The organism is Agromyces arachidis (assembly GCF_052805135.1).
Genome location: NZ_JBRBDK010000001.1, coordinates 276149 through 300894 on the forward strand (window position 1 = coordinate 276149; position 24746 = coordinate 300894).

The following is a 24746-nucleotide window of genomic DNA, read 5'->3' on the forward strand; positions in this document are numbered from 1 at the left end:
AGGGTTTTGACCTCGCGATCGCCGTCGCCTGCCTCGCCGCAGCCGGCACGGTGCGCCGCGAATCCGTCGAACGCTTCGTCCACCTCGGCGAGCTCGGACTCGACGGGCGGCTGCGCCCCACCCACGGCATCCTCCCCGCCGTCCTCGCGGCGGCGCGGGCCGGCCACGACCGGGTGATGGTTCCCGTCGCGAACGCCGACGAGGCGCGCCTCGTGCCCGGGATCGAGGTCGTCGCGGTCGGGTCGCTCCTCGAGGCGGCCGTCCGGCACGGCGGCGAGTTCGACCCGTCGATCGCAGAGGCCGTCGAACCCGTCCTCGACGACCCCGCCGACGGGCGCGGCGAGCCCGTCCACTGGACGGGAGGCGATCTCGCCGACGTCGTCGGCAACCCCGGCGCGGTCGACGCGCTGCTGATCGCGGCGGCCGGGGGACACCACCTGCTCATGGCGGGCCCACCGGGTGCGGGCAAGACGATGCTCGCCTCCAGGCTGCCCGGGATCCTGCCCGATCTCACCCCGGATGCCGCGCTCGAGGTGGCCTCGCTGCGGTCCCTCGCGGGGGAGCGCGTGGGCGGCACGCTGTGCACCCGCCCGCCCTTCGAGGCGCCGCATCACACCGCCAGCGCTGCGGCCATGGTCGGCGGCGGCAGCCGCGGCATCCGACCCGGTGCCGCCGCACGCGCCTCCCACGGCGTGCTGTTCCTCGACGAGGCGCCGGAGTTCCCCGCCTCGGTCCTCGACGCCCTGCGCCAACCGCTCGAATCGGGCGAGATCACCATCCACCGGGCGAACGCCGTCGCGACCTTCCCGGCGCGATTCCAGCTCGTGCTCGCGGCGAACCCGTGCCCGTGCGGAGGAGGCGAGACGGTGGCCGACGCGTGCGCCTGCCCGCCTGCGACGAGGCGACGCTACTTCGCCCGCATCTCCGGTCCGCTGCTCGACCGCATCGACCTCCGACTGAACGTCGATCGCCTCACGCCGGCGAAGCTGCGGATGGCCCAGCACGGATCGTCCGCACCCGCCATGACGTCAGCCGATGCGCGCGACCGGGTGATGCGGGCCCGCGCGGTCGCCGCGCAGCGCTATGCCGGCACGCCGTGGCGCACCAACGCCGAGGTGCCCGGGCCCTGGCTCCGCGGGGCGGGCGGGATGCACCCCGGCGGCGACGCCACCCGGGCGCTCGACCACGCGTTGGAGCACGGCCGCGTCACCATGCGCGGATACGACCGCGTGCTCAAGGTGGCCTGGACCGTCGCCGACCTCGAAGGTGCGGCTCGACCGAGCGCGCAGCACGTCGGTCGTGCCCTCGCCCTGCGTTCCGGCCTGACGGCATGAACGCGCTCGACCGCACCGCGGCCGCATCCGCGCCGGACCTCGCTGCGCTCCGCCCGCCCGACGGCGGCTCGGGACGGCGCGTCGTCGCCGCCGCGGTGATGGGGTTCGCCTCGGAACCCGGGGACGGCGTGCTGGGCCGGCTGGTCGCCGCGCTCGGTGCGGAGCGCACTGCGGAGGCGATCCTCGGCGACGCCGAGGGTACGGCGCTCGCCGGGGAAGCCCGAGACGCGGGTGCGGCCGTGTCGATGCCGGAGGTCGCCGCCGGGCTCCGGCGGTGGCGGCCGCGTCTCGACCATGCCGCGTTCGCCCGGAGCCTCGGCCAGGCCGCGCGCCTCGGAGCGAGGCTGCTCGTGCCCGGCGACCCCGACTGGCCGGGCTCGCTCGACGACCTGGACGCGCACGCGCCGCTGGCCCTCTGGGTGCGCGGACGCGCCGACGCGCTCGGTGCGACCCCGTCGATCGCCCTGGTCGGTGCACGGGCCGCCACCCCGTACGGCGAGCACGTCGCCGTCGAGGCCGCGGCCGGACTCGTCGACCGGGGATTCGCGGTCGTGTCAGGCGGTGCGTACGGCATCGACGGAACCGCGCACCGCTCCGCCCTCGCGAACGACGGAACCACCGTCGCCTACCTCGCGGGCGGGGTGGACCGCTTCTATCCCGTCGGCCACGACGCGCTGCTGACCCGGATCGCCGAGACGGGCGCCGTCGCCTCCGAACTGCCCTGCGGGGCCGCGCCGACGCGCTGGCGGTTCCTCCAGCGCAATCGACTGATCGCGGCGGCGGCGCGTGCCACGGTCGTGCTCGAGGCGGGGATGCGATCGGGATCGCTGAACACCGCAGGGCACGCCGCGGCGCTCGGCCGGCCGCTCGGCGCGGTACCGGGGCCGGTCACGAGTCCGGCCTCGGCCGGATGCCACCGGTTGCTCCGCGAGTACGACGCGGTCTGCGTGACGGATGCCGCGCAGATGGCCGAACTCGCCGGCGTCGCACCTCACGAAGGCGACCCGGAGGGGAGCGCGTCGCCGGTGGACGCCCGGGCGCTCGACGCGCTCACGTCCGACGAGCGTCGCGTGCTGGATGCGCTCCGCCTGCGAGGCGGGCGCACCGTGGTCGAGGTGGCGCACCTGGCCGGGCTCGAGGCGACGGCCGTCCTCGGGGCGCTGGGCGCGCTCGACGCGACGGGCCTGGTCCGCCGGGCCGACGACGGGTGGGTTCGCCGCCGCCCGGCGTGACGACGGGCCGACGGGCGGGGGTGGTCATAGGCTGGGCTGCGGAGGCAGCGATGGACCATCCCCGATTCGGCAGGTACCCGGCGGCGCGGCACGTGATCGCCCACCTGAGCGACACGCACTTCCTCGCAGGCGGCGCTCCGCTCGGCGGCACCGCGGACACCGTGGCGCACCTCGACCGGGCGGTTCGGCAGCTCGGCCGTCTCGCCGGCTCGCTCGACGCGATCCTCGTCACGGGCGACGTGACCGACCTCGGCGAGCGCGACGCCTACCACCGCGTCCGCGACCTGCTCGAGCCCCTCGGGGACGAGACCGGGGCACGGCTCATCTGGGTGATGGGCAACCACGACGAGCGGGCACCCTTCGCCGAGATCCTCCTGCGCGAGGACGCCCCGCCCGACGGGCCGGTCGATCGCGTCACCGACCTCGGCGGGCTCCGGGTGGTCGCGCTCGACACGAGCGTCCCGGGCTACCACCACGGCGCGCTGCAGCCGGCCACCCTCGACTGGCTGGCCGACGTGCTGAGCGAGCCTGCGCCGCACGGCACCATCCTCGCCATGCACCACGCGCCGATCGCGACGCCCCTCGCCCTCATGGACGTGCTCGAGCTCCGCGGGCAGGACGCGCTCGCCGATGCCATCCGCGGCACCGACGTGCGCGCGATCCTGGGCGGCCACCTGCACTACCCGACGCAGGGCAGTTTCGCCGGCATCCCGGTGTCCGTCGCAGGCGCGCTCGCCTACACGATGGACCTCTCCGCGCCGCCCCGCGAACTCGTCGGGGTCGACGGCGGCCAGTCGGTGTCGCTCGTGCACCTCTTCGAGGAGGACGTGGTCACCTCGGTCGTCCCCGTCGGCGAGTTCACCGAGGTCACCAGCTTCGGCGAGCAGTTCCTCCGCGAGCTCGAGGCACTCGACGACGACGGGCGGATCGACCGGTTCTCCCGCAAGCGCGGTGCGCCCGCCGATGACTGACCGTCGCCTCGACGCGGCCGTGGACGACTACCTCGGCCACATCCGGCACGAGCGCGGGTACTCCGGGCACACCATCGACGCCTATGCGTCCGACCTCGCCGACCTCGCCCGCTTCGCCGCCGAGCGATCGGTCCACGACGTGGACGGGCTGGACCTCGACCTCCTGCGCGACTGGTTGTGGAGCGCCACCGAGCGCGGGCTGGCGCGAGCGACGGTGGCCCGCCGTGCGGCCTCGGCCCGCGGACTGTGCGCCTGGCTCGAGCGCACGGGGGCCGTGGCGGTGGACCCGGCCGCACGCCTGCGGGCGCCCCGGGCGAAGCGGACGCTCCCGCGGGTGGTCGCCGCGCCCGCCGTGACCGCGCTTCTCGAGCGACTGCAGCTCGACGCCGTCGAGGGCGGGCCCGTCGCCGTGCGCGACCTCGCGATCGTCGAGCTGCTCTACGCATGCGGGCTGCGCGTCTCGGAGCTGGTCGGACTCGACGTCGACGACCTCGATCGGGGCAACCGCACTGTGCGCGTGACCGGGAAGGGCTCGAAGCAACGCGTCGTGCCCTACGGGGCGCCCGCCGCGCGTGCCCTCGACCGCTACCTCGAGCACGCCCGCCCGGCGCTTGCGGCGGCGGCGCCGTCCGGCCGGGGGGCCGCCGACGGTCGCGGCCATGCGTTCTTCCTCGGCGTGCGCGGCGGTCGACTCGGCGTGCGCGCCGTGCACCGGCTCGTGGCCGGCCTGCTCGCCGAGCTGCCGGGCTCCGGTCCGGCCGGACCGCACGCCTTCCGGCATAGCGCCGCGACGCACCTGCTCGACGGCGGCGCCGACCTGCGCGCCGTCCAGGAGTTCCTCGGGCACGCGAGCCTCGGCACGACCCAGATCTACACGCACGTCTCCGCCGAGCGACTCAAGCAGACCTACGCGACGGCGCACCCGCGCGCCTGACTCAGCCGCGAATCGGCAGGAGCACCGCACGCGGGAGACCGCCGAGGAAGAGCAGCGGTGAGACGTACTCGCCGTGCACCCGGACCCCGAAGTGCACGCATCGGGAGGCGCAGTGCCCTCCTTCGTCCACGGTCGCCACGGGCTCGCCCGCCGCGACCCGGTCGCCGACCGCGACGGATGCCGCGACCGGCTCGATCGCGCTCACGACACCGTCGCCGTGGTCGATCGACAGCACGCCGCGGCCGGCGACCGGGCCCGCGAACGCGATCGTGCCGCCTGCCGCCGCACGGACCGTCGTGCCGGGCCCTGCGGCGAGGTCGATCCCGCGATGTCCCGCGGCGTACGGGGTGAGCGGGGCGCGGAAGGGTTCCACGAGGCGGACCGGCGGCGCGAGCGGCCACTGCCAGCCGGCGGCGGGCATCGGAGCGGCGGAGCCCGACGACGCCGCCGAGGGGTTCGCGACGGCGGCGACCATGCCGGTCGCCGAGGCCGCGCCGAGCGACAGCGCGAGCAGGAGGAGCGAAGCGCGGACGCGTCGGGAACGGAACGGAGCGGGGGCCATGCGAGCACTCTTGCAGTCGGCGCCGTCCGCTTGTCCGGAGAGTCGGAGGACGGCGTTCCGCGCCGTCGTCGCGGGCCTGTGGAGGAGGGGCCGGGCCGGGCTGCGTGATAGCATGTCCGGAGCGTCCCGCGCGTCGGGGCGACTACGCGTGCCCATTCGGCCACCGACTCCATTCAGTCCCGCTCGCAAGAGCCGGCGGAGCCGTGCCGGGCACCAGGGCTTCCGGCCGCCGGCCGGAGCGACAACTGAGAACAGAAGGAGTACGGCCATGGCCGTCGTCACCATCCGCCAGCTGCTCGACAGCGGCGTCCACTTCGGGCACCAGACCCGCCGCTGGAACCCGAAGATGAAGCGCTTCATCTTCACCGAGCGCTCCGGCATCTACATCATCGACCTGCAGCAGTCGCTGGCCTACATCGACAAGGCCTACGACTTCGTCAAGGAGACGGTCGCCCACGGCGGCACCATCCTCTTCGTCGGCACCAAGAAGCAGGCGCAGGAGTCCATCGCCGAGCAGGCGACCCGCGTCGGCCAGCCCTACGTGAACCAGCGCTGGCTCGGCGGCCTCCTCACGAACTTCACCACGGTCTCCAAGCGCCTCGCGCGCATGAAGGAGCTCGAGGAGCTCGACTTCGAGGGCACCACCTCGGGCTTCACCAAGAAGGAGCTGCTGCTCAAGAAGCGCGAGCTCGACAAGCTCCACAAGTCGCTCGGCGGCATCCGCAACCTCTCGAAGACGCCGTCGGCGCTCTGGGTCGTGGACACCAAGAAGGAGCACCTCGCGATCGACGAGGCCAAGAAGCTCGGCATCCCCGTCATCGGCATCCTCGACACCAACTGCGACCCCGACGAGGTCCAGTACCCGATCCCGGGCAACGACGACGCGATCCGCTCGGTGAGCCTGCTGACCCGCATCATCGCGGACGCCGCCGCCGAGGGGCTCATCCAGCGCCACCAGAAGCCGGAGGAGGGCCAGGAGGCCGAGCCGCTCGCCGAGTGGGAGCAGGAGCTCCTGCAGGCCGGCGCCGCCGAGACCCCCGAGCAGTCGTCGGCCGAGACCGAGAAGGTCGCCGGCACCGAGGCCGAGGCGAAGACCGAGGCCGCCGAGGTCGTCGCCGAGGGCACCGAGCCCGAGGCCGAGCCCGAGGCCGAGGCCGCACCGGCCGACGCCGAGTCCAAGTAAGACCACGAGTCCAGGAGACTGCCTGATATGGCCAACTTCACCCTCGAAGACGTCAAGACCCTGCGCGAGCGCCTCGGCACCGGCATGGTCGACACGAAGAACGCGCTCGTGGAAGCCGACGGCGACCTCGAGAAGGCCGTCGAGATCCTCCGCCTGAAGGGCGCGAAGGGCAACGCCAAGCGCGCCGACCGCTCCACAGCCGAGGGCCTCGTCGCCGCCGTCGACAACGGCGACGGCACCGCCACCCTCATCGAGCTCGCGTGCGAGACCGACTTCGTCGCCAAGGGCGACAAGTTCGTGGCGCTGGCCGACCGCGTGCTGGCGGCCGTCGCCGCGGCTCGCGCCGAGACCGTCGAGGCCGCGCTGGCCGCGCCGGCGGACGGCAAGACCGTCGCCGACGTGATCAGCGAGGAGGCCGCGATCCTCGGCGAGAAGGTCGAGCTGCGTCGCATCCGCCTCGTCAAGGGCGAGACGTTCTCGATCTACCTGCACAAGACGTCGAAGGACCTGCCCCCGCAGGTCGGCGTGGTGCTCGGCTACGCCGGCGCCGACGCCGAGACCGCTCGCTCGGTCGCGCAGCACATCTCGTTCGCCGCGCCGGAGTACCTCGCCCGCGAGGACGTCCCGGCCGAGGCGGTCGAGAAGGAGCGCGCGCTCGTCGAGCAGATCACCCGCGAGGAGGGCAAGCCCGAGGCCGCCCTCCCGAAGATCGTCGAGGGTCGCCTCGGCGCCTTCTACAAGCAGGTCGCGCTGCTCGAGCAGGACTACGCCAAGGACAACAAGCTGTCCGTCGGCAAGGTCCTCTCGGACGCCGGCATCACCGTCTCCGACTTCGCCCGCTTCAAGGTCGGCGCGTAGGTCGTGACATGGGAGCCCGGATCGCCTCGGCGATCCGGGCTCCTTTCCTGTCCGGATGCCGCTCGCAGGGCGAGTTCCGGACGGGCTCCGGCCCGGCACTGCGCCGCAGCCGGGTGAACCACTAGTTTTGACTCCCAAGGGGAAGGATCGGTCGGGGATGACGGAACACAGGCGGAGGGTCCTGCTCAAGCTGTCGGGCGAGGCATTCGGCGGCGGAGCGCTCGGAGTGAACCCCGACGTGGTCAGCTCGCTCGCGCGCGAGATCGCGGATGCCGCGCGGACGGTGGAAATCGCGATCGTGGTCGGCGGTGGCAACTTCTTCCGCGGCGCCGAGCTGAGCCAGCGCGGCATGGACCGCGGCCGCGCGGACTACATGGGCATGCTCGGCACCGTGATGAACTCGCTCGCCCTCCAGGACTTCCTCGAGCAGGCCGGCGCGGAGACGCGGGTCCAGTCCGCGATCTCGATGACCCAGGTCGCCGAGCCCTACATCCCGCGGCGTGCCGAACGGCACCTCGAGAAGGGCCGCGTCGTCATCTTCGGCGCCGGGGCGGGCCTGCCGTACTTCTCGACCGACACGGTCGCGGCCCAGCGAGCGCTGGAGATCGGCGCGGACGTCGTGCTCGTCGCCAAGAACGGCGTCGACGGCGTCTACTCCGACGACCCCCGGACCAACCCCGACGCGCACAAGATCGACCGGATCAGCTACCAGGAGGCGCTGCAGCGCGGCCTGAAGGTCGTCGACTCGACCGCGTTCAGCCTGTGCATGGACAACGGCATGCCGATGCAGGTGTTCGGCATGGAGCCGGCCGGCAACGTCACCAAGGCGATCCTCGGCGAGCAGCTGGGCACGCTCGTCAGCAACGGCGAGCCCGCAACCGATCGATAGACTGTCCCGAGCCCGAGAGAAGGAGTCCCCGTGATCGCGGATGTACTGTCCGAAGCAAGTGCGCGAATGCAGAAGGCCGTCGAGGTCGCGAAGGACGACTTCGCGTCGGTCCGGACCGGTCGTGCCAACCCGCAGCTCTTCCAGAAGATCATGGTGAGCTACTACGGCACGCCCACGCCGTTGGCACAGCTCGCGTCGCTCAACAACCCGGAGGCGCGCACGCTCGTCGTCACCCCCTACGACAAGGGCGCGCTGAAGGACATCGAGCAGGCGATCCGCGACACCCCGAACCTGGGCGCGAACCCGACCAACGACGGCAACATCATCCGGGTGACGCTGCCCGAGCTCACCGAGGAGCGCCGCAAGGAGTTCGTGAAGATCGTCAAGTCGAAGGCGGAGGACGCTCGCGTGTCCGTGCGCAACATCCGTCGCAAGGCGAAGGACGACCTCGAGGCCCTCAAGGGCGAGGTCGGCGACGACGAGGTGGTGCGCGCCGAGAAGGAGCTCGAGCATGTCACCAAGTCGCACGTCGACCAGATCGACGAGGCCCTGAAGCGCAAGGAAGCCGAGCTCCTCGAGGTCTGAGGGCGGACCATGGAAGGCGTCCCTGAGGGCGAGCGTCCGGACGCCGGCGACCACGAGTACTCGTCGCGGGCGGAGTTCCGCGCGCAGATGCACCAGCGTCGCGTCGAACTCGAGCGGCAGCTCGAGGCGTCGCGCGCCCAGTTCGACCAGGCCCAGGAGCGGATCAACGCCCGGACCGGGCGGAACCTGTTCCTCGCGATCGGCATCGGCGTCGCGTTCGGCGGCACCCTGCTGCTGAGTCTCCTCGTCGTGAAGGAGCTCTTCATGGTGTTCGCGGTCGTCGTGGCCGCGTTCTCCAGCTCCGAGCTCGCTGCGGCGCTCCGCAACGGCGGCTACCGCGTCCCGCGCGTGCCGACGGTCGCCGCCGCCGTGGTGGCGGTGCCGGTGGCGTACTACGGCGGCGCGGTGGGCCAGCTCGCGGGCGTCCTCGGGGGCATGCTGCTCGTCGTGGCCTGGCGCCTCGCCGAGCAGGCCTCCGCGAGCGTGCGCGCCTCGTCGCACGGCCTCGCGCGCGACCTCGGCGCCGGACTGCTGGTGCAGGCCTACGTCGTGTTCCTCGCGACGTTCACGGTGGTGCTCACCGCGGCGGAGGGCGGGCAGTGGTGGACGCTCGCGTTCATCATCATCGCCGTGGCCGCCGACACGGGGGCGTACGCGTCGGGCCTGGCGTTCGGACGGCACCCGATGGCCCCCGTGATCAGCCCGAAGAAGACCTGGGAGGGCTTCGCGGGCGGTGCACTGGCCAGCATCCTCGCCGGGGTGCTCCTGTCGATCTTCATGCTCGGCAACTCCTGGTGGTTCGGCGTGGTGTTCGGGATCGCGATCTTCCTGACGGCGACCCTCGGCGATCTCGCGGAGTCCCTGATCAAGCGCGACCTGGGCATCAAGGACATGAGCTCCTGGCTGCCCGGCCACGGCGGCTTCCTCGACCGGCTCGACTCCATCCTGCCGTCGGCGGCCGTGGCGTTCGTGGCCTTCCGGGTGTTCGGGTGACGGTGCGGGATACTGGTGCGGTGGATGCCACGTTCCCGCGCGCCCGCAAGAACCAGCTGGGCTACAAGACGACCGAGGTCGAGCAGTTCCTCCAGCGTGCCCGACGGGCCTACGACGGACGGCCGCTCCCCGACGATGCCGAACTCGACGCGGAGCGGATCAGGCTGACGGCGTTCGCGATGCAGAAGGGCGGGTACTCGACCGCCCACGTCGACGCCGCCCTGGAGCGGCTCGAGGACGCCTTCGCGTTCCAGGAGCGGCAGATCGCCGCGAGGCTGCACGGCGACGAGGCGTGGCTGGCCGAGGCGCGCACGACCGCCCAGGTGGTGGCGAACCGCCTCGCGCGGCCCGAGGGCGAGCGATTCGACCGCGTGAGCCGGCTCGCCGTCGGCTACGACGTCCGCGAGGTCGACCGGTTCGCCGACCGCCTCACGCGCTACTTCCGCGACGGATGGCCCATCTCCATCGACGACGTCCGCGGGGTCGTGTTCGCCGCGCAGCGCGGCGGATACCGCGAATCGCAGGTCGACCTCGTGCTCGACGCAGTGGTCGACGTGATGCTCGCCGTTCGATGACGCCGGAACGTTTCGCCACACCTCGTCGGCTCGGATACACTCATCCAATCGTGGGCAGGCATACAGGGGAGTACGGCGAGATCCGGGTGGACGCCGTCGAGGAACGGCGTTCCCGCATGTCCGGAATCCCGTCGCCGCGCGCGGCCCTCCCGCCCGCGGCACAGGCCCCGAGCGCGGCACGTGCCGCGTCGCACGGGCGCGTGACGAGCCCGCTGAAGCAGGCCGCGACGGTCGTGTTCGCGTTCGTCGCCTCGGTCGGCTTCCTCCTCGTCAACGTGGTCGACCCCTACTCGGGTGCGACGGCGTCGTCGACCTACGTCCCGGTCGACCGGTTCGGCGGGGAGGCCACGCAGGAGATCGAGGTCCGCGGCGAGTACTCCGCGTCCGTCGCCTCCGAGGGCTACCTCGTCGAGAAGTACGTCGAGCCCGAGCCCGAGCCGGCCTCCGCCGGCTGGGCGCCGCCCTCGGTGGTCCCGGACCCGGGATCGGCGCAGGCCTACGCGGCGGGCGCGGTCGCGGCTCGGGGCTGGGGGAGCGGCGAGTTCGACTGCCTCGTCGCGCTCTGGAACAAGGAGTCCGGCTGGCGGGTGAACGCCATGAACCCGTCGAGCGGCGCGTACGGCATCCCGCAGGCCCTGCCCGGAGACAAGATGGCCACCGCCGGCGCCGACTGGGCGACGAACGCCGCCACCCAGATCGAGTGGGGACTGGGCTACATCTCTGGCCGCTACGGCACCCCGTGCGGCGCGTGGTCGCACTCGGTGAGCGTCGGCTGGTACTGATCCGGCCGGCCGCCCCGCGATCGTAGACTGGACGGATGGCTCGCTCGAACCGCTCCCGTGGCCGTGCCGCGCGATCGCGTGAGGCCCACCCCGAACTCGACGTGTCCGCCCTGACCGCCGGCTGGCGCCGGACCGAGGTCAGGGCCGGACGGGAGTGGAACGTGCAGCCGGTGTCCGAGGCGCAGGCGGTGAAGGCCTACCGGTGCCCGGGCTGCGGCCTCGACGTCGAACCGGGCACGGCGCACCTGGTCGCCTGGCGCGCCGACGGCGTGCTCGGCGACGCGGCCGACCTCGCCTCGAGGCGGCATTGGCACACGCACTGCTGGAGGATCGGACCGACGTGAACGACCAGGCGATGATCGAGATCCGAGCGGGAGTCGAACTCCCCGCCCGCCGCGAGGAGGTCGAGCTCCGCACCGACGACGGGCTGCGGCTCGTCGGCGAGCTCGCGACGCCGCTCGACCGCCCCCCGGTCGCGACGCTCGTGACCCTGCACCCGTTGCCGACCGCGGGCGGCTTCATGGACTCGCACGTCCTGCGCAAGGCCGCCGCCCGCCTGCCCGCGCTCGCCGACCTCGCGGTGCTGCGCTTCAACACCCGCGGTACGTCGTCACCGCGGGGCACGAGCGACGGCGAGTTCGGCGAGGGCGTCGCCGAACGCGCCGACGTGGCGGCCGCGATGCGATTCGTCGCGGAGCGGGGGCTGCCGAGTCCGTGGCTCGTGGGCTGGTCGTTCGGCACCGAGCTCGCCCTGAAGTACGGCCTCGAGCACGGCATCGCCGGTGCGATCCTGCTCTCCCCGCCGCTGCATCGCACGAGCGACGAGGAGCTCGCGCGCTGGCGCGGTGCGGGCGTGCCGCTCGTGGCGCTCATCCCCGAGCACGACGACTTCCTGAAGCCGGCGGAGGCCGCCGAGCGCTTCGCCGACCTGCCCCACCTCACGCGGATCGACGTGGCGGGCGGCAAGCACCTGTGGGTCGGCGAGTCCCAGACGCGCCGGGTGCTCGACGAGATCGTCCGAGCGGTGAACCCGGTGGCGTCGCCATTGCCGACCGAGTGGCCCGCGGCATCCGTCGCGCCGGAGGCCGACGAGGCGGGCTCGGATCAGCGCTCGTTCTGACGCGGGATGACCACCTGCTTGATGATGAGCAGGATGGCCGCGGCGATCGGGATGGCGACGAGCGCGCCGAGGATGCCGAGGAGCGTGCCGCCCGCGAGGGCGGCGACGACGACGAGGGCCCCGGGCACGCGCACCGCCCGGCTCATGATGCGCGGCGCCAGCACGTAGGCCTCGACCTGCATGTAGACGAGGTAGTACACCGCCGCCACGAGGGCCGTGAGCGGCGAGCCGACCCCGGGGATGAGGCACACGAGCACGATGATGATCGAGCCCGTCAGCGTGCCGACCAGCGGCACGAGCGAGAACAGGAAGGCCACGAACGCCAGCACCGCCGGGAACGGGGCGCGGATGATCGACAGGAACGCGAAGCTCAGCGCTCCGTTGACCGCGGCGAGCGAGACCTGGCCGATGACGTAGCGACCGACCGACTGGGTGATCTGCTCGGTGAGGTCGGCGAACCTGGCGCGGCGCGAAGCCGGGACGAGCTGGTAGACCGCTCGCTTCATCGCGTCGAGTGACGCGGTGAAGTAGACGGTGAGGACCGCCACGATGAGGACGCCGAACACGCCGCTGCCGATCGCCAGGGCGACCTGCCACACCCCGCCCAGCAGCTCGCTCAGCTTGTCGGGGTTGGTGAAGAAGTCGGTGAGGGCGGCGCCCGCCTGTGCGCTGATCTCGTCGATCGCGAGCAGCGGGAACTGCTCCTGCAGGCGTTCGATCCAGTCCACGCCGTTGACCTGGGCGATGATCACCGGGATGAGCGCGACCAGCTCGCCGACCTGCTCCACGATGATCGGGATCACGGCGAGCAGCAGTGCCGCGACGAGTGCGGACACCCCGAGCACGACGAGCAGGATCGCCGCCCAACGCGGAAGCCCCCGGCGCTCGAGCCCGCTGACGGCGGGCTCGAGGCCGAGGGCCAGGAAGAGCGCGGCTCCGACGTAGGTGAGGATCGTCGACAGGTTCGCGACGGCCGCCAGGATGAGCAGGCCCGCGCCGACACCGAGCGTGCCGACGAGGGCCAGCCGGAACGCGTTCTGGATCCTCACCGTCGCGCCCTGTCCGCCCGCTCGCGCTTACTTCTTGTTCGCGACCTGCTCGGCCTGCGTCAGCACGCCGCGGAGGCTCTCGAAGTAGCCGGCCACCGCATCGCGCTCGATCTTGATCTGCGCCAGGCGGTCCTCGGCATCGGACACGAGCGCGCGGGTGCGCTCCTCGGCGTCGGAGATGAGCTTGCGCGCCTGGGCGTGCGCGGCCGCGACCCGCTCGCGCGCCTCCTCGTCGGCCTTCTCGCGGGCCCCGGCGATCTCGCCGCGGACCTCCTTCTCGAGTCGGTCGGCCTCGGCGCGCGCGTCGTTGGTGCGGGCGACGGCGTCGGCCAGTTCGGCATTGGCGTCGTCGAGGAACTTCTTGGTCTGCTCGGAGGCCTCCTGCTGTGCGGCGAGGAGCTCCTGCTCCGCCTCGTCGCGCTTCGTGGCCAGCTCGGAGTCGAGTTCCATGCGGGCGCGCTCGATCTCGCGGCGCATCCGGTTCACCTCGTGCGTGGTCTTCTTGCGCATCGACGTGAGCTGGTTGTCGAGGTCGATGCGGGCCTGCTCGGCCTCCGCCTCGAAGTCGGCGCGGGCCTGCTCCTGCTCGAGCGCGAGGTCCGCACGCATCTGCTCGAGCTCGGCGGCGTGCTTCGCCCGGATGCGGCCGAGTTCGTGCTCGAGCTTGAGGCGCGCGGTCTCCGACTCGCGTTCGAGGTCGACCGCGGTCTGCTCGCGCTCCTGCGCGAGCTTCGCGCGCTCGGCGTCGAGGGAGCGGGCGAGGTCGGTGCGGGCCTGCTCGAGCTCGTGCTCGAGCGCTGCGCGACGCTCCTCGACCTCGGCCTCGATCGCGGCGCGCGACTCCGCGGACTCGCGCTCGAGGTCGATGCGCGCCTGCTCGGTCTCGCGGGCGAGGTCGATGCGGGCCTGCTCGGTCTCCTTCGCGAGCTCGGCGCGCTTCTGGTCGAGTTCGACGGCGACCTCGGCGCGGGTCTGCTCGGTCTCCTCCTGGAGGCCGGCGGCAGCGGCGCGGGCCTCGTTGGCCTCGGTGTTCGCGGCCACCAGCAGCTCGGCCGCCTTGCGCTCGGCGTCGGCGACCAGGGCCGCGGCCTCGCGCTTGGCGATGGCCCGCGCCTCGGCGGCCTCCGTCGTGGCGGCGCCGCGGATGGCGGCCGAGTCGCGGTTGGCGTCGTCGCGGAACTGCTCGCTCGCCTCCTGCGCGCGCGCGACCATGTCGTCGGCTTCGGCCCGGGCGTTCTCGAGCAGGCGGTTGGCCTGGGCACGTGCCTCGGAGAGGGTGCGCTCGGCGAGCTCGTGGGCATCGGAGCGCATGAGGTGCGCTTCGTCCTCTGCGGCCCGGCGGAGCTTCTCGGCGTCGATGTCGGCCTGGGCGATCAGGCGGGTCGACTGCTCCTCGGCGACGCGGAGGGTGTTCTCGAGCTTCGTGCCGAGACCGGAGAAGGTCGGGCTGCCGACTTCCTCGAGCTCCGCGGTGAGCTCCTCGATCCGGGCGTTCAGGCGCTTGTTGTCCTTCTGCACCTCGGCCGTCGCGTTGTTCGCCGAGATGATCTCGCGGCGCAGCGCGTTGATGCTGCGATCGACCTCATCCTTGTCGTATCCGCGGAACACCTGGGTGAACTCGGTCTCTTCGACGGCCAATTCTTCCTCCGTGGTCGTGTCCCGCGTTGTGGGGGATTGTGGGGGGCGCGGGTCGACTCCGATCATACGGCGAGGCGTGCGAACGTGGTGGCCCGGCTCGTCCACGGCGCGTCCAGACTCCCGTTAGGCGACTCCCAGACTGCGCCGCTAGGGTTGGGTGTCTTTGTCGGATGCCGCTTCCGTGCGGCCTGGAGGTTAACTGCGTGCGATTCGTTCTCGCGATCCTGGCGTTCGCCGCCGCCGCCGTCATGGTCGGCTTCGGCATCGCCCAACGAACGGTCTTCCTCGAACCGGACAAGGTGGCTCTGGGGACGGTCGTCGAGAACCAGGCGGAGTACATCGTCCTCCAGCCCGAGGCGCTCGCCGCCCACGAGGGCAAGCAGTCGATCACCGTCTCCGGCGGGCAGGCCGTGTTCCTCTCGTACGGGCGCACGGCCGACGTGCTCGCGTGGATCGGCGATGAGCCCCACACCAGCGTCGGCTACGACGCCGAGTCGGGGGAGTTCACCGACGAGGTCGTCGTGGCCCAGCCCGTCGAGGACTCCAACCCCGCCGCACCGGGCGAGGCCACGGCGGAGCCCGAGGCGACCGCGGAGCCCGACCCGGAGGGCGAGCCGGTCGTGCTCCCGGCCGGGAGCGACCTGTGGCTCGACGAGCTGACCGGCGACCGCACGGTGAGCACCACGGTCGACGTGCCCGAGGGCATCGCCGTCCTGCTGGCCTCGAGCGAGGGCGAGCCGGCCCCGGGCCGGATCACCGTGTCGTGGCCGCTGGACAACTCGACGCCGTGGGCGGGGCCGCTCATCGCCGGAGGCGCACTGCTCTTCCTGATCGGCGCCCTGCTGGTGGTGTGGGGCGTCATCGGCCACCGCCGCTCGCGCGGCCCGCGTCGCAACCTCCCGAAGGGCCCGAAGGGCAAGCTGATGCGCGCCCCGCGCCCGTCCCGCGCGTCCCGCGGACTGCCGTCCGGATCGGGCGGGCACCGCTCGCGCGGTCAGGCGCGCCGCATCGCGATCGTCCCCGTGCTGCTGGTGCCCGCACTCGCGCTGACCGCCTGTTCCCCGGACTACTGGCCCGACCTCGAGGCCGCGCCGGAGACCACCGCGGCGACCACGCCCCCGGCGACGACCGGCACGGGCGACGACGGCGAGGCGGCGGAGGACGACGCGCCCGCGGTCACGCCGGCGGTGACGGTCCCGCAGATGGAGCGCATCATGCGCCGCATCGCGGTGTTCACCACCGAGGTGGACGAGGCTCGCGACACCGCGCGGCTCTCCGAGCGCTTCACCGGTCCGGCGCTCGAGGCGCGCGAGGCGAACTACACGATCCGCGGCTCCCTGCCCGATCACCCGAAGCTCCCTGCGATCCCCGCGTCGCCGCTCACGCTGACGTTGCCGCAGCAGGCCGCCGGCTGGCCGCGCACGGTCCTGACGATCGCCCAGAACAACGACGACGAGACGGTGGCGCCCACGGCGCTCGTGCTGCAGCAGGAGACGCCGCGCGACAACTACAAGATCCTGTACGCCACGGCACTCGTCCCCGACGCCGACGTCCCGGAGGTCGCCCCCGCCTCGATCGGCGCGCCGCCGATCAACCCGGAGTTCAAGGGGCTGGTGATGCCGACCGGGCAGATCGCGCCCGCGTATGCCGATGTGCTGATCAAGGGCGACGAATCGGAGTTCGCGCCGTTCTTCGACCCCGAGGGCGACGTGATCCGGCAGCAGCTCGGCGTCGAGGGGCAGCAGGCCATCGCCGCGGCGCTCCCCGAGACCGCCGACATCGCCTTCTCGAACGCGGTCGGCGACAGCCCCACGGTCGCGCTCGCCACGAACGACTCCGGCGCCCTGGTCACCGTCTCGCTGACCCAGACCGAGAAGGTGACGCCCAACGACGGCGGCACCATCGGCTTCGAGTCAGGCGCGCCGGGCGCCGCGCTCTCCGGGTTCGACGAGAAGAGCGCCAAGGGCGTCCAGCGCGTCATCGGCATCCAGCTCATGTTCTACGTGCCCGCGATCGGGTCCGACGAGCAGATCCGTCTGCTCGGCTGGTCCGAGAGCCTGATCGGAGCCTCGGAGGTCCCGTGACGAACGCCGTCCCCCCGCAGCTGCCCGCCAACCTGCGCGGCGCGGTCGACCTGTCCTCGCTCGTGCACCGCGACGAGCGGCGTGGCCCGGAGTCGGCTCCCGGCCGCGACGGCGACGCCCCCGTCAACCGCCTCGTCGTCGCGACGGACGACCAGTCGTTCGGCCAGGTGCTCGAGCTCTCGCGCAGCGTGCCCGTCGTCGTCGTGCTGTGGGCGTCTTGGAGCGAGCCGTCTGCGCAGCTCGTGCAGTCGCTCGAGCAGCTCGTCACGGCTCGGCAGGGCCGCCTGGTGCTGGCCGCCGCCGACGCGGACCGCAGCCCGCAGCTCGTGCAGGCGCTGCAGGCGCAGTCCGTGCCGACCGTGGTCGCACTCGTCGCCGGCCAGCCGGTCCCGCTGTTCCAGGGTGCCCAGCCCGAGGAGGTCATCGACCAGGTCTTCGACCAGCTCCTCGAGCTCGCCGCCCAGCACGGCGTGACCGCGCAGGTCCCCATGGGCGACGAAGCGGCGGCCGGCGACGAGTCGCCGGAGCTCGAGGAGCCGCCGCTGCCGCCGCTGCACCAGGAGGCCTTCGACGCGATCTCCCGAGGCGACTACGACGCCGCGGCATCGGCGTACCGCACCGCGATCGCCCAGGATCCCCGCGACGACCTCGCCGTCGCCGGGCTCGCGCAGGCGAACCTGCTGGGTCGACTGCAGGGCAGGACGCTCGACGAGATCCGCAACCGGGCCGCGACGGCTCCCGGCGACCTCGACGCGCAGCTCGACGTGGCCGACCTCGACCTCTCCGGCGGGCACGTCGACGACGCGTTCGCGCGCCTGCTCGACCTCTTCCCGACGCTGGACGCGGCGGGCAGGGACGCGGTCCGCGAGCGGCTCCTCGAACTCTTCCTGGTCGTCGGCGTGGAGGATCCGCGCGTGGCGGCCGCCCGCCGCCGGCTGGCGATGCTGCTCTACTGACGGCACGGCGACCGTCGGCCCCGGCTCCGGGAGCCGACGGGACCGGCGATCACTCCGGCCGGAACCAGACGGCGGCCAGCGGCGGCAGCGTGAACACGCCCGACGCCGGACGGCCCGCCCACGGGTCCGCGGTGGCCTCGACGCCGCCGAGGTTGCCGACGCCCGAGCCGCCGTACTCGGCGGCATCCGTGTTCAGCACCTCGTGCCAGCGCCCCGCGCCGGGCAGGCCGAGGCGCACGCCCTCGTGCGGCCGGCCCGCGAAGTTGACGATGCACAGCAGCGGTCGTCGCTCGCGGTCGTAACGGAGGAACGCGATCACGTTGAGCTCCGCAGCGCCGCCCTCGACCCACTCGAAGCCCGCCGAATCGTCGTCGAGCTGCCAGAGGGCGGGCGTGTCGCGGTAGACGCCGTTCAACTGGCCCACAAGCTCGGCGAGCTGCCGATGGCTCGGCTGGTCGAGGATCCACCAGTCGAGGCCGCGCTCCTCGCTCCACTCGGACAACTGCCCGAACTCCTGGCCCATGAACAGCAGCTGCTTCCCGGGATGCGCCCACATGTACGCGAGGTACGCGCGCGTGTTCGCCAGCTGCTGCCAGTGGTCGCCCGGCATCTTCCGCACGAGCGAGCCCTTGCCGTGCACGACCTCGTCGTGGCTGATCGGGAGGATGAAGTGCTCGCTGAACGCGTAGAGGAACGAGAACGTGAGCTCGCCGTGATGGTGCGACCGGTACATCGGGTCGCGCTGGACGTACTGCAGGGTGTCGTGCATCCACCCCATGTTCCACTTGTAGCCGAACCCGAGCCCGCCCGACGAGGTGGTCGCGGTGACGCCGGGCCACGACGTCGACTCCTCGGCGATCATGACGATGCCGGGGTTGCGCTTGTACGCGGTCGCGGTCGCCTCCTGGAGGAACCCGATGGCCTCGAGGTGCTCGCGCCCGCCGTACTGGTTCGGGAGCCATTCGCCCTCCTCGCGCGAGTAGTCGAGGTAGAGCATCGAGGCGACGGCGTCGACGCGGAGCCCGTCGACGTGCATCTCCTCGAGCCAGAACAGCGCGTTGGCGACGAGGAAGTTGCGCACCCTGGGGTTGCCGTAGTCGAAGACCAGGGTCCCCCAGTCCTTCTGCTCGCCGCGTCGCGGGTCCGGGTGCTCGTACAGCGGTTCGCCGTCGAACCGGGCGAGCGCCCACTCGTCCTTCGGGAAGTGGCCCGGGACCCAGTCCATGATCACCCCGATGCCCGCCTGGTGGAGGCGATCGATCAGGTACTTGAGGTCGTCGGGTGAGCCGAAGCGCGACGTGATCGCGAAGTACCCCGTCACCTGGTAGCCCCACGAGCCGCCGAACGGATGCTCCGCGAGGGGCATGAACTCGACGTGGGTGTACCCCAGCCACTGCAGGTACTCGATGAGCTCGTCCGCGACGTCGCGGTAGCCCTTGCCCGGGCGCCACGAGCCGAGGTGCAGCTCGTAGATGCTCATCGGCAGCTGGTGCGGGTCGGACTCGGCGCGCTGCGCCATCCACTCGCCGTCGTCCCACTCGTGGGTCGTGGTCGCGACGACCGACGCGGTCGCCGGGGCGATCTCGGCCCGTCGCGCCATCGGGTCGGCCTTCATCGTCCAGTGGCCGGCCTGGGTCAGGATCTCGAACTTGTAGGCCTCGCCGGGTTCGATGCCCGGGACGAACAGCTCCCAGACGCCCGAGGCGCCCATGTTCCGCATCGCGTGGCCGGTGCCGTCCCACTGGTTGAAGTCCCCGACCACGCGCACCGCCCGCGCACGCGGGGCCCAGACCGTGAACGACACCCCGCGGAGCGCGCCGACGGGGGAGTCGTAGACGCGGTGGTTCGCGCCCAGCACCTTCCACAACTCCTCGTGGCGGCCCTCCGCGATGAGGTGCAGGTCGAGCTCGCCGATCGTGGGCGCGTAGCGGTAGGGGTCGTCGGCCACCCACTCGCTGCCGTCGTCGTAGCGCGCGCGGACCCGGTAGCCCATGGCCCCGAACGTGCCGGCGCCGGCCCAGATGCCGTGCGACACGTGCGAGAGCGGCACGATGCCGCCGTCGTCGAGCAGCGCGTCGACGGAGGCGGCGAGCGGTCGCCGCACGCGGATCGCGGTGTGCGACCCGCCCTCCCCGGCAACGTCGAATCCATGGGCTCCCAGTACCGAATGCGGATCGTGGTGGCGCCCTTCGGCGACGGCGAGCAGCAGCCCGTCGTCGACGGCCGGCGGTGCGACAGGGGCGGTCTCAGTCATCCGTGCCTCGAATCACTCGGAGGATGTGGGCGGGTTGGGTGAACGCGTCGAGGCGCACGTAGTTGTGCGCGCCCCAGTCCCAGCGGTCGCCGGTGACGAGGTCCTCGACGCGGATCGCCTCGCCCGGCGCGACGTCGATGGCCGCGAGGTCGAGGTGCACGGTCGTCTCCCGCACCGAGTGTGGGTCGACGTTCGCGATGACGATGAGCGTGTCGTGGTCGTCGTCGGCGCGGCCGTCGATGAAGCGGCCCTCGAGGTGCTTCGAGTAGACGAGGACCGCGTCGTCGTCGCTGGCGTGGAAGCGGATGTTGCGGAGCTGGCCGAGTGCCGGGTGCTCGTTGCGGATCCGGTTGAGGATGCCGAGGTAGAGCGCGAGCGACCGGCCCTCGGCCTCCGCGGCGGCGAAGTCGCGCGGCTTGTACTCGTACTTCTCGTTGTCGATCGCCTCCTCGGCGCCGGGGCGCGCGACCGACTCGAACAACTCGAAGCCCGTGTACACGCCCCAGGTCGGTGCGGCGGTGGCGGCGATCGTCGCCCGGACCGTGAAGGCCGCGGGCCCGCCGAACTGCAGGTACTCGGTCAGGATGTCGGGCGTGTTCACGAACAGGTTCGGCCGCATGAAGTCGGCCGTCTCCTGCGACACGCTCGTCAGGAACTCCTCGAGCTCCTGCTTGGTGTTGCGCCAGGTGAAGTACGAGTACGACTGCTGGAAGCCGACCATGGCGAGCGCCTGCATCATGGCCGGCCGCGTGAACGCCTCGGCGAGGAACACCACGTCGGGGTCGGTCGCGTTGATGTCGCCGATGAGCCGCTCCCAGAACTTCAGCGGCTTGGTGTGCGGGTTGTCGACGCGGAAGATGCGCACGCCCTGCTTCATCCAGTGGCGGACGATCCGGGTCACCTCGGCCACGAGGCCCTCGAAGTCCTCGTCGAAGTTGATCGGGTAGATGTCCTGGTACTTCTTCGGCGGGTTCTCCGCGTAGGCGATGGTGCCGTCGGGCAGTGTCGTGAACCACTCCGGATGCTCGGCCACCCACGGGTGGTCCGGGGACGCCTGCAGCGCCAGGTCGAGCGCGATCTCGATGCCGAGCGCACCGGCGCGGCGGACGAAGGCGCGGAAGTCGGCGAGCGTGCCGAGGTCGGGGTGGACGGTGTCGTGCCCTCCGTCGGCGCCGCCGATGGCCCACGGCGACCCGGGATCGTGCGGACCCGGGTTCAGCGTGTTGTTCGGGCCCTTGCGGAACGCGACCCCGATCGGATGGATCGGCGGGAGGTAGACCACGTCGAAGCCCATCGCCGCGACGCCGTCGAGGCGCTTCTGCGCGGTGCGGAACGTGCCCGACTGCCATGAGCCGTCCTTCCGCTGCCGCGCACCCTCCGATCGCGGGAAGAACTCGTACCACGAGCCGACGCCCGCCCGACGCCGCTCGACCCGGATCTCGTGCCGGGGCGAGTCGGTGGCGAGGCGCGCCAGCGGACGCTGGTCGAACTCGGCGAGCAGCGGGCTCTCGAGGAGCGCGCGGCGGTCGGACGGCGCGGCGTCGGCGTCGCGCAGCGAGGTCGCGTAGGCCTTCAGCAGCTTCCGCACCGCCGACGGCCGCCCCTGTTCGGCGGCCGCCCGGTCGATCAGGCGCGCGCCGATCTCGTACATGAGGTCGACGTCGACCCCCGCGTCGATCTTCACCGACGCGTCGTGCACCCAGGTGCCGATCTCGTCGCCGAAGCCCGTGACGCGCCAACGCCACAGGCCGGGCTCGTCGAGGCGGACCTTCGCCTCCCACCGATCGGTCCCCGGCGCGCCGGCGCGCATCCGGTGACGCTGGCGCGCACCGGACGGACTCGTGAGCACCAGCATCGCGCCGACCAGGTCGTGCCCCTCGCGGAACACCGTGGCGCCGAACGGGACCACCTCCCCGGCGAACGCCTTCGGGTTCCAACGCGGATCGGGCAGGGCTGGCGTGAGCCGGGTCACGGGGATCCGGCCGGCGAGCACGGTTCGGCTGGTCACGTTCCGACCGTAGCGCGGATGCGCCGTGCGCACGACGGATTGCGCGAGAAGGTCCGTGCAGTGCACGGGTGGCTCCGGGGGCGGCATCCGTTCACGTCACCGTCACACGCGGGCGCTTATGGTTGACCCCGTGAAGCCGATCCGCAAGTTCACCGTCCGGGCCGTGGTGCCGCCGCAGCTGGCCGCGCTCGAGGAGCTGGCCGCGAACCTCCGATGGTCGTGGCACGAGCCCACGAAGCGCCTGTTCGAGCACATCGACCCCGCCGGATGGCAGCGCTCCGGGCGCGACCCGATCGCCCTGCTGGGCGACGTCGACCCGCGGCGGCTCGACGAGCTCGCGCACGACGGCGGTTTCGTGGCGTGGGCCGAACGCGAGCGCGACGGCCTCCGCCGCTACCTCGGGGAACCGCGCTGGTTCCAGTCGCTCGGAGCGAGCACCCCGCGGACGATCGCGTACTTCTCGCCCGAGTTCGGCATCACCGCGGCGCTGCCGCAGTACTCCGGCGGCCTCGGCATCCTCGCGGGGGACCACCTCAAGGCGGCGTCCGACCTCGGCGTGCCGCTGGTGGCGGTCGGGCTGTTCTACAAGGCCGGGTACTTCTCGCAGGCGATCGCGCCCGACGGCTGGCAGCAGGAGCGCTATCCCGCCCTCGACCCCGACGGGCTCCCGCTGTCGGTGCTGCGGCACGCGGACGGCACGCCGGTGCAGGTGACGCTCGCCGTCCCGGGCGATCGCAGCCTCCACGCGCGCGTCTGGCAGGCATCGGTGGGGCGCGTGCCCCTGCTCCTGCTCGACACCGACATCCCGGCGAACGACGAGGACCTCCGGCAGGTCACCGACCGCCTCTACGGCGGCGGCGGCGAGCACCGGCTGCAGCAGGAGCTCCTCCTCGGCGTCGGAGGCGTGCGCGCGCTCCGCGTGTGGAGCGAGCTCTCCGGCCGGCACTTCCCCGACGTGTTCCACATGAACGAGGGGCACGCGGGCTTCCTCGGCCTCGAGCGGATCTCGGCCTGCATCCGCGACGGGATGTCGTTCGCCGAGGCGCTCCAGCTCGTTCGCGCCGGCACCGTGTTCACCACGCACACCCCGGTGCCGGCCGGCATCGACCGCTTCGACCGAGCGCTCGTCGCGCGGTACCTCGAGTCGGGCCTGCTCCCGGGCATCGACCCGGGCGATGCGCTGCCGCTGGGGCTCGAGCCCGGCGTGCACCCCGACGAGTCGGCGTTCAACATGGCCTTCATGGGGTTGCGCCTGGCCCAGCACGCGAACGGCGTGTCGAAGCTGCACGGCGAGGTGAGCCGCACCATGTTCGCCGACCTCTGGCCGGGATTCGACGCCGACGAGGTGCCGATCACGTCCGTGACCAACGGCGTCCACGCGCCCACCTGGACGGATCCGGCCCTCCTCGCGCTCGCCGAGGCGCAGCTCGGCACGGACGACACCGAGCACGCCGACTGGCTGAGCCCGGCCGTGAGCGACGCGGAGCTCTGGGGCGTCAAGCGCAGCATGCGCCTCCAGCTCGTCGAGGACGCTCGACGCCGCCTCACGGCGGCGTGGGCCGACCAGCACGCCGGGGCCGTCGCGCCCGACTGGGTCCGGCGCGTGCTCGACCCGGACGTGCTCACGATCGGCTTCGCCCGGCGCGTGCCCACCTACAAGCGGCTGACGCTCATGCTGCAGGATCCGGAGCGGCTCACGGCGATCCTCACCGACCCCGACCGCCCGGTGCAGTTCGTGATCGCCGGGAAGGCGCATCCGGCCGACGAGGAGGGCAAGCGGCTCATCCAGCGCCTCGTGCAGTTCGCCCAGCAGCCCGAGCTGCGCGAGCGGATCGTCTTCCTGCCCGACTACGACATGGGCATGGCCGAGCGGCTCTACCCGGGTTGCGACGTGTGGATGAACAACCCGCTCCGCCCGCTCGAGGCGTGCGGCACGTCGGGCATGAAGGCGGCGATGAACGGGGCGCTCAACCTCTCGATCCTCGACGGCTGGTGGGCCGAGTACGCCGCCGACGACCACGGCTGGGTCATCCCCACCGCCGACGCCTCGCCCGACCCGGCCGAGCGGGATCGGCTCGAGGCGTCCGCGCTGTACGACCTGCTCGAGCACCGCATCACGCGCCTCTTCTACGACCGCGACCACGACGGCGTGCCCGCCGAGTGGATGACGCGCGTGCGCCGGACCCTCGCGAACCTCTCGCCCGAACTCGGCGCCGACCGCATGGTTCGCGAGTACGTCGAGCGGCTCTACCGGCCGGCGGCCGAGCATGCCGCGGTGGTCGGAGCCGACGGCGCGAAGCCCGCCCGCGAGCTCGCCGAATGGGTCGCGGGGGTGCGCGCGGCGTGGGAGGGCGTGCAGGTCTCGCACGTCGAGTCCGGCGGGCTCGAGTCGACCCCGCACGTCGGCGACGAGCTGCACCTGCGTGCGCACGTCGCGCTCGGCTGGCTGTCCCCGGAGGACGTGTCGGTCGAGGTGGTCTACGGGCATTCGCACGGCGACGACCGCATCGAGAACGCCCGCATCGCCGAACTGCGGCCCGACGGCACCTCGTCGACGGATGCCGCCACGCGCGTCTACACGGGGACGATCACCCTCGACCGGGCCGGCGCCTTCGGGTACACGGTGCGCGTCGTGCCGCGGCATCCGCTGCTGCGCTCGCCCGCCGAACTCGGCCTCGTCGCCGCGGCCGGCTGACCGGCCGGGTGGCCGTCCCCGGCACCGGGGGCGGCCGGGACGCC

At 72.5% G+C, this 24746-nt stretch carries 21 protein-coding genes; 16 read left to right on the forward strand and 5 right to left on the reverse strand.

The window, feature by feature from the left end; translation table 11 throughout:
* The first annotated feature begins 17 nt into the window (after window positions 1-17).
* Genes ACUY4T_RS01345 through ACUY4T_RS01360 form a run of 4 tightly spaced genes read left to right on the forward strand, consistent with a single transcriptional unit; the run spans window position 18 to window position 4471 of the window.
* Window positions 18-1334, forward strand: coding sequence for a YifB family Mg chelatase-like AAA ATPase (locus tag ACUY4T_RS01345; protein WP_446017404.1), 1317 nt, complete (start codon window positions 18-20; stop codon window positions 1332-1334).
* Window positions 1331-2566 carry a DNA-processing protein DprA gene (gene dprA, locus ACUY4T_RS01350; RefSeq protein ID WP_446017097.1) on the forward strand — a complete coding sequence of 412 codons (1236 nt, stop codon included), beginning with the start codon at window positions 1331-1333 and terminating at the stop codon, window positions 2564-2566. Before ACUY4T_RS01345 ends, dprA begins: the two co-directional genes overlap by 4 nt.
* 50 nt (window positions 2567-2616) lie before the next feature.
* Window positions 2617-3537: a phosphodiesterase gene (locus ACUY4T_RS01355; RefSeq protein WP_446017098.1), complete on the forward strand. Its 921-nt coding sequence runs from the start codon at window positions 2617-2619 to the stop codon at window positions 3535-3537.
* Window positions 3530-4471: a tyrosine recombinase XerC gene (locus ACUY4T_RS01360; protein WP_446017099.1), complete on the forward strand. Its 942-nt coding sequence runs from the start codon at window positions 3530-3532 to the stop codon at window positions 4469-4471. The genes ACUY4T_RS01355 and ACUY4T_RS01360 overlap by 8 nt, the downstream gene beginning before the upstream one ends.
* A 1-nt stretch (window position 4472) precedes the next feature.
* Here the strand turns inward: ACUY4T_RS01360 and ACUY4T_RS01365 are convergent, their stop codons facing one another.
* Window positions 4473-5033, reverse strand: a complete 561-nt coding sequence (locus ACUY4T_RS01365) for a murein hydrolase activator EnvC family protein (RefSeq protein WP_446017100.1) — start codon at window positions 5031-5033, stop codon at window positions 4473-4475.
* 268 nt (window positions 5034-5301) lie between these two features.
* Here ACUY4T_RS01365 and rpsB point away from each other — a divergent pair, with 268 nt between their 5' ends.
* The 9 genes from rpsB to ACUY4T_RS01410 all read left to right on the forward strand — a co-directional run bounded on the left by rpsB (window position 5302) and on the right by ACUY4T_RS01410 (window position 12018).
* Window positions 5302-6216 (forward strand): 30S ribosomal protein S2, encoded by a 915-nt coding sequence (gene rpsB, locus ACUY4T_RS01370; protein ID WP_446017101.1) that lies wholly within the window; start codon window positions 5302-5304, stop codon window positions 6214-6216.
* 27 nt (window positions 6217-6243) lie between these two features.
* A complete protein-coding gene (gene tsf / locus ACUY4T_RS01375; RefSeq protein ID WP_446017102.1) occupies window positions 6244-7074 on the forward strand; it encodes a translation elongation factor Ts in 831 nt (276 codons plus the stop codon).
* A 157-nt stretch (window positions 7075-7231) separates the two neighbouring features.
* Window positions 7232-7963, forward strand: a complete 732-nt coding sequence (pyrH, locus tag ACUY4T_RS01380) for a UMP kinase (RefSeq protein WP_446017103.1) — start codon at window positions 7232-7234, stop codon at window positions 7961-7963.
* A gap of 30 nt (window positions 7964-7993) precedes the next feature.
* The gene (frr, locus tag ACUY4T_RS01385; protein WP_446017104.1) at window positions 7994-8548 is read left to right on the forward strand and encodes a ribosome recycling factor; all 555 of its coding nucleotides are present in this window, start codon (window positions 7994-7996) and stop codon (window positions 8546-8548) included.
* A 9-nt stretch (window positions 8549-8557) separates the two neighbouring features.
* Window positions 8558-9541, forward strand: coding sequence for a phosphatidate cytidylyltransferase (locus tag ACUY4T_RS01390; protein WP_446017105.1), 984 nt, complete (start codon window positions 8558-8560; stop codon window positions 9539-9541).
* 20 nt (window positions 9542-9561) lie between these two features.
* Complete coding sequence (locus ACUY4T_RS01395; protein WP_446017106.1) at window positions 9562-10116, forward strand: DivIVA domain-containing protein; 555 nt, start codon at window positions 9562-9564, stop codon at window positions 10114-10116.
* Between the two features lie 50 nt (window positions 10117-10166).
* Window positions 10167-10898, forward strand: a complete 732-nt coding sequence (locus ACUY4T_RS01400) for an aggregation-promoting factor C-terminal-like domain-containing protein (RefSeq protein ID WP_446017107.1) — start codon at window positions 10167-10169, stop codon at window positions 10896-10898.
* Between the two features lie 35 nt (window positions 10899-10933).
* On the forward strand, window positions 10934-11242 hold the full coding sequence (locus ACUY4T_RS01405) for an Rv1322 family protein (protein ID WP_446017108.1): 309 nt from the start codon (window positions 10934-10936) through the stop codon (window positions 11240-11242).
* Window positions 11243-11253: 11 nt separating this feature from the next.
* Window positions 11254-12018 carry an alpha/beta hydrolase gene (locus ACUY4T_RS01410; RefSeq protein WP_446017405.1) on the forward strand — a complete coding sequence of 255 codons (765 nt, stop codon included), beginning with the start codon at window positions 11254-11256 and terminating at the stop codon, window positions 12016-12018.
* On the opposite strand, the gene ACUY4T_RS01415 is transcribed toward ACUY4T_RS01410, so the two are convergent.
* Together ACUY4T_RS01415 and ACUY4T_RS01420 are read right to left on the reverse strand one after the other, a co-directional pair.
* Window positions 12003-13067 (reverse strand): AI-2E family transporter, encoded by a 1065-nt coding sequence (locus ACUY4T_RS01415; protein WP_446017109.1) that lies wholly within the window; start codon window positions 13065-13067, stop codon window positions 12003-12005. The genes ACUY4T_RS01410 and ACUY4T_RS01415 overlap by 16 nt on opposite strands.
* A 27-nt stretch (window positions 13068-13094) precedes the next feature.
* Complete coding sequence (locus ACUY4T_RS01420) at window positions 13095-14705, reverse strand: DivIVA domain-containing protein (RefSeq protein WP_446017110.1); 1611 nt, start codon at window positions 14703-14705, stop codon at window positions 13095-13097.
* Window positions 14706-14908: 203 nt separating this feature from the next.
* On the opposite strand from ACUY4T_RS01420, the gene ACUY4T_RS01425 reads away from it, so the two are divergent.
* Both ACUY4T_RS01425 and ACUY4T_RS01430 read left to right on the forward strand, forming a co-directional pair.
* Entirely contained in the window at window positions 14909-16789 is a 1881-nt protein-coding gene (locus ACUY4T_RS01425; protein WP_446017111.1) for a DUF8094 domain-containing protein, read from the forward strand.
* The gene (locus tag ACUY4T_RS01430; RefSeq protein ID WP_446017112.1) at window positions 16786-17745 is read left to right on the forward strand and encodes a tetratricopeptide repeat protein; all 960 of its coding nucleotides are present in this window, start codon (window positions 16786-16788) and stop codon (window positions 17743-17745) included. Before ACUY4T_RS01425 ends, ACUY4T_RS01430 begins: the two co-directional genes overlap by 4 nt.
* A 49-nt stretch (window positions 17746-17794) precedes the next feature.
* On the opposite strand, the gene glgB is transcribed toward ACUY4T_RS01430, so the two are convergent.
* Both glgB and ACUY4T_RS01440 read right to left on the reverse strand, forming a co-directional pair.
* On the reverse strand, window positions 17795-19999 hold the full coding sequence (glgB, locus tag ACUY4T_RS01435) for a 1,4-alpha-glucan branching protein GlgB (protein ID WP_446017113.1): 2205 nt from the start codon (window positions 19997-19999) through the stop codon (window positions 17795-17797).
* Complete coding sequence (locus tag ACUY4T_RS01440; protein WP_446017406.1) at window positions 19992-21950, reverse strand: alpha-1,4-glucan--maltose-1-phosphate maltosyltransferase; 1959 nt, start codon at window positions 21948-21950, stop codon at window positions 19992-19994. Before ACUY4T_RS01440 ends, glgB begins: the two co-directional genes overlap by 8 nt.
* A gap of 187 nt (window positions 21951-22137) precedes the next feature.
* On the opposite strand from ACUY4T_RS01440, the gene glgP reads away from it, so the two are divergent.
* Window positions 22138-24702, forward strand: coding sequence for an alpha-glucan family phosphorylase (gene glgP / locus ACUY4T_RS01445; RefSeq protein ID WP_446017114.1), 2565 nt, complete (start codon window positions 22138-22140; stop codon window positions 24700-24702).
* The last annotated feature ends 44 nt before the right edge of the window (window positions 24703-24746 follow it).

Coding starts and splice junctions, on each gene's coding strand:
- ACUY4T_RS01410 (WP_446017405.1), top strand. CDS start 11,254: ATGATCGAGATCCGAGCGGGAGTCGAACTCCCCGCCCGCCGCGAGGAG.
- dprA (WP_446017097.1), top strand. CDS start 1,331: ATGAACGCGCTCGACCGCACCGCGGCCGCATCCGCGCCGGACCTCGCT.
- tsf (WP_446017102.1), top strand. CDS start 6,244: ATGGCCAACTTCACCCTCGAAGACGTCAAGACCCTGCGCGAGCGCCTC.
- ACUY4T_RS01390 (WP_446017105.1), top strand. CDS start 8,558: ATGGAAGGCGTCCCTGAGGGCGAGCGTCCGGACGCCGGCGACCACGAG.
- glgB (WP_446017113.1), bottom strand. CDS start 19,999: ATGACTGAGACCGCCCCTGTCGCACCGCCGGCCGTCGACGACGGGCTG.
- pyrH (WP_446017103.1), top strand. CDS start 7,232: ATGACGGAACACAGGCGGAGGGTCCTGCTCAAGCTGTCGGGCGAGGCA.
- ACUY4T_RS01360 (WP_446017099.1), top strand. CDS start 3,530: ATGACTGACCGTCGCCTCGACGCGGCCGTGGACGACTACCTCGGCCAC.
- rpsB (WP_446017101.1), top strand. CDS start 5,302: ATGGCCGTCGTCACCATCCGCCAGCTGCTCGACAGCGGCGTCCACTTC.
- ACUY4T_RS01405 (WP_446017108.1), top strand. CDS start 10,934: ATGGCTCGCTCGAACCGCTCCCGTGGCCGTGCCGCGCGATCGCGTGAG.
- ACUY4T_RS01355 (WP_446017098.1), top strand. CDS start 2,617: ATGGACCATCCCCGATTCGGCAGGTACCCGGCGGCGCGGCACGTGATC.
- ACUY4T_RS01365 (WP_446017100.1), bottom strand. CDS start 5,033: ATGGCCCCCGCTCCGTTCCGTTCCCGACGCGTCCGCGCTTCGCTCCTC.